Source organism: Accumulibacter sp. (assembly GCF_032229525.1).
Taxonomy (GTDB): Bacteria; Pseudomonadota; Gammaproteobacteria; order Burkholderiales; family Rhodocyclaceae; genus Accumulibacter.
In genome coordinates this window covers 1-2,990 of sequence record NZ_JAVTWB010000256.1, presented here as the reverse complement: position 1 = coordinate 2,990, position 2,990 = coordinate 1, and the positions used below count along the sequence as shown (strand labels likewise).

The window sequence follows — 2,990 nt, the reverse complement described above, 5'->3', positions numbered from 1 at the left end:
TTTCCGTCCAGTGTTGCGGCACCTGCCGCCAACCGGGCGGCTGGTCGACGGCAAGCGTTTGCCCGTAGCGGACGCCGCTTCCATCAGCAGAACCCACCGTCGCGCATGTGACCTTGGTGACTGCCAAATCGTGACTTCGCGCAGCCCCAGGTGGTGACCTTTGGCAGCTTACCTGGCAGCGACCGCGAACTACAGTGGGCGCCATGGACAAGCGGGCGACAGCAGACCCCAAGGTTCATCACCAACAACAATTCGAGGAAGGAAGCCATCATGAGCAACGACAGGAAAGGCATCGCAATCGCCATCTACGATCTGCACAGCCAGGCTGAAGCCGCGGTCAAGACGCTGCAGAACGCCGGATTCAACATGAAGAATTTGTCGATCGTCGGCCGGGACTATCACACCGAGGAACACGTGGTTGGCTTCCTCAATGCCGGCGACCGGGCCAAGGTGTTTGGCAAACTGGGTGCGTTCTGGGGCGGACTGACCGGAATACTTTTCGGCTCCGCGCTGATGTTCATCCCGGTGGTCGGTCATGTGGTCGTTCTCGGTCCGCTGGCGGCCGCTCTCTTCGGCGGTCTGCAGGGCGCCGCGCTGGTCGGCGGCCTTGGCGCCCTGACCGGCGCTCTGATGTCCATCGGTGTTCCGAGAGACTCCGTGCTGCGCTATGAAACCGCTCTCAAGGCCGACAAGTTCGTTCTCGCACTCAACGGCGACGCCGAGGAGATCGAGCACGCTCGGCAACTCCTGGCAAATTCGGGTATGGCCTCGTTCGACCATCACCATCAGCACGATGAGGCCGAGCTGGCTATTTAGCCTTGCTGCGTAACGAGTCACTTTGAAAGGAGCCGACAATGAAAATGATCATCAAACCGATGGCCCTGGCAGTGTTGTTGGCTGCCGCTCAACTGGCCAACGTGGCCCACGCGCAGGCGCCAAAAGGAGCACCCGCCGCAGCGGTGCAGCCAGCCTCGCCAGCGACTTCGGCAGCGCCACAACTCAAAGCGCCGGAGGACTGGATCATCTACGACAACACCACCACCTATACGCCGGTAGTCGACGACCTTAGTCGGCATCTCGACGCTGCGCGCAAGGCCTTCGACGCCAAAGACCACAAGAAGGCGGCGACGGAGATGCGCGCCGCGGCTGAGGAGTTGAAGAAACAGGCCGCTCGCGCCGACAAGGAAGGCAAGGAACTGGTGGTCGCCGACCAGGCGCTGCTGGCGGCCGACCAGAAGTTTACCCAGGATGCGGTCGCGCGCATCAATGCCAGTGCCACAAAAGTCAGCTCGGCGGCCAGCGCGATCGACAGCGGCAAGATCACCAAGAAGGCAGAGCTGGATCAGGCGCTCGACACCGCCGCGCGCGCCGACCTCGACCGGCGCTGGGTGGTCACCGACGTCAGCACCTGGTATCCGGTCAGTGAAGAACCTCAGCGGCACTTCACGAATGCCGTTGCGGACTATGGCCGCAAGGAATACGCCGCCGCCGCGGCCGAGATCCGAAAGGCTACCGGCTACCTGCGCCTCGAGGCGGGCCGCGCCAGCGGGCAGGCCAAGCAGGCGCTCGACAAGTCGGTTCTCGATCTCGACAAGCTCGCGCCAGCGGTCGCCAAAGGCAGCCTGAAAGAAACCAGGGAAATGGACAAGGCGTTCGCTGCGGCCAATCAGGCGCTAGCCCAGGCGTACCGCGCCAAGGCCGGCGAATCCTGGGTTCGCCAGGCCTACGAACGGACCGGCTACGAACTCAAGGCGGCTGCACACGGCCTGGAGAGCGCGGCCGGATGGGTTGGCGGCGAAGCGAAAAGCATCGCGGCAAGTACGGTGGCGGAGACGCGCGCCCTGGGTGACAAGCTCGCCTCCGGTAGCCAATGGACGCGCAATGAGGTTGCCAAGGGCCTGCAAAATCTGGCCAGCGGTGTCAACACCGTCGGGCAGCAGATCAACCCCGGCAAGTAGCGCTTGGCGTTCGCCATCGCGGCCGACCTGGCACGCGCCGAACACCCGCGGATTCCACAAGACATTCACCAGAAACCTGAAAGGATCTTCATCATGAAAACGCTTGGCTCTTTCACTGGCGCCCTGATCGGCGCCAGCCTGCTCGCGACGCTGCCGCTCGCCGCCAACGCCAGGGAGCCGGTCATCGTCGAGACGATTGTCCAGGAACCCGTGGTCGTCGAAGCGGTCCTCGTCAGCACCTACCTCAACGGTGGCGTCGGCAAGGACGAAGCGGCGACCATGCGCCGCCTGGCCAAGGAATTCCCGCTGCGCATGGCCTTCTCGGAGCGCAAGGACGGCGAGTTCATTGCCGATGTGCCGGTGGTCATCCTCGACGCGAGCGGCAACCCGGTGTTCGAACTGCCCAAGGCTGGTCCGATGCTTTACGTGATGCTGCCGCACGGCAACTATCGAGTCAGCGCCCGCTTCAAGGGGCTGACCGAATCGCAGAACGTCACTCTCTCCGGCAAGGAGGGCAAGGACTTGTTCTTCCACTGGAAGAAGTAGGCGTTGGCGGCCATCCGCCGGGCAGCAGCGGCGCCGCGAGACGGCGCCCGCCAGCCCACAAGTTGCCATCAAGCCCCGCATCTCCGCGCCTTGTTGTGTTGGACCAGGCCCATCAACCGGCTTGATTTCCTGGAATGTTTTTGGCCGAAGTGTGTGGCGGCAACGGCTGTCGAGCGCTTTGGCATCCAAGGACAAAGATCCCATGAGCGCAAAACTTAAGGACCCCGTAGGGTCCATCCTCGAATCAGAGGCAACAGCAGCTGCCGGCCAAACGCCCGCAACACCACCACCTCATCCAGAATTCTCGCGCCGCCTCAGCGATCGCCACTTGCTCGACTCCGACGCCCTGGAAGAAATCGACCGCATGACCAACATCGCCCTCGGCCAGTTCACCGGCGGCGTTTCGCCGGCGTCGCTGGCCATGGCCTATATCGACTGGATGGTGCACCTTGGCTCCTCACCCGGGAAACAGTTTCAACTGGCCGC

The 2,990-nt window shown here is 63.2% G+C and carries 4 protein-coding genes; all 4 read left to right on the top strand.

Annotated features, from left to right (window positions below; translation table 11 throughout):
• Positions 1–270 precede the first annotated feature (270 nt).
• Positions 271–816, top strand: coding sequence for a general stress protein (locus tag RUW20_RS20460; RefSeq protein WP_313954062.1), 546 nt, complete (start codon positions 271–273; stop codon positions 814–816).
• 38 nt (positions 817–854) lie between these two features.
• Complete coding sequence (locus RUW20_RS20455) at positions 855–1,958, top strand: hypothetical protein (protein ID WP_313954061.1); 1,104 nt, start codon at positions 855–857, stop codon at positions 1,956–1,958.
• Between the two features lie 93 nt (positions 1,959–2,051).
• Entirely contained in the window at positions 2,052–2,504 is a 453-nt protein-coding gene (locus RUW20_RS20450) for a hypothetical protein (RefSeq protein WP_313954060.1), read from the top strand.
• A gap of 202 nt (positions 2,505–2,706) precedes the next feature.
• Positions 2,707–2,990 (top strand): poly-beta-hydroxybutyrate polymerase N-terminal domain-containing protein (locus RUW20_RS20445; RefSeq protein WP_313954059.1); only part of this gene is annotated, 284 nt, incomplete at its 3' end.

What these genes read in the sequence shown, in the direction of transcription:
- RUW20_RS20460 (WP_313954062.1), top strand. Translation starts at nt 271, where the DNA reads ATGAGCAACGACAGGAAAGGCATCGCAATCGCCATCTACGATCTGCAC.
- RUW20_RS20455 (WP_313954061.1), top strand. Translation starts at nt 855, where the DNA reads ATGAAAATGATCATCAAACCGATGGCCCTGGCAGTGTTGTTGGCTGCC.
- RUW20_RS20450 (WP_313954060.1), top strand. Translation starts at nt 2,052, where the DNA reads ATGAAAACGCTTGGCTCTTTCACTGGCGCCCTGATCGGCGCCAGCCTG.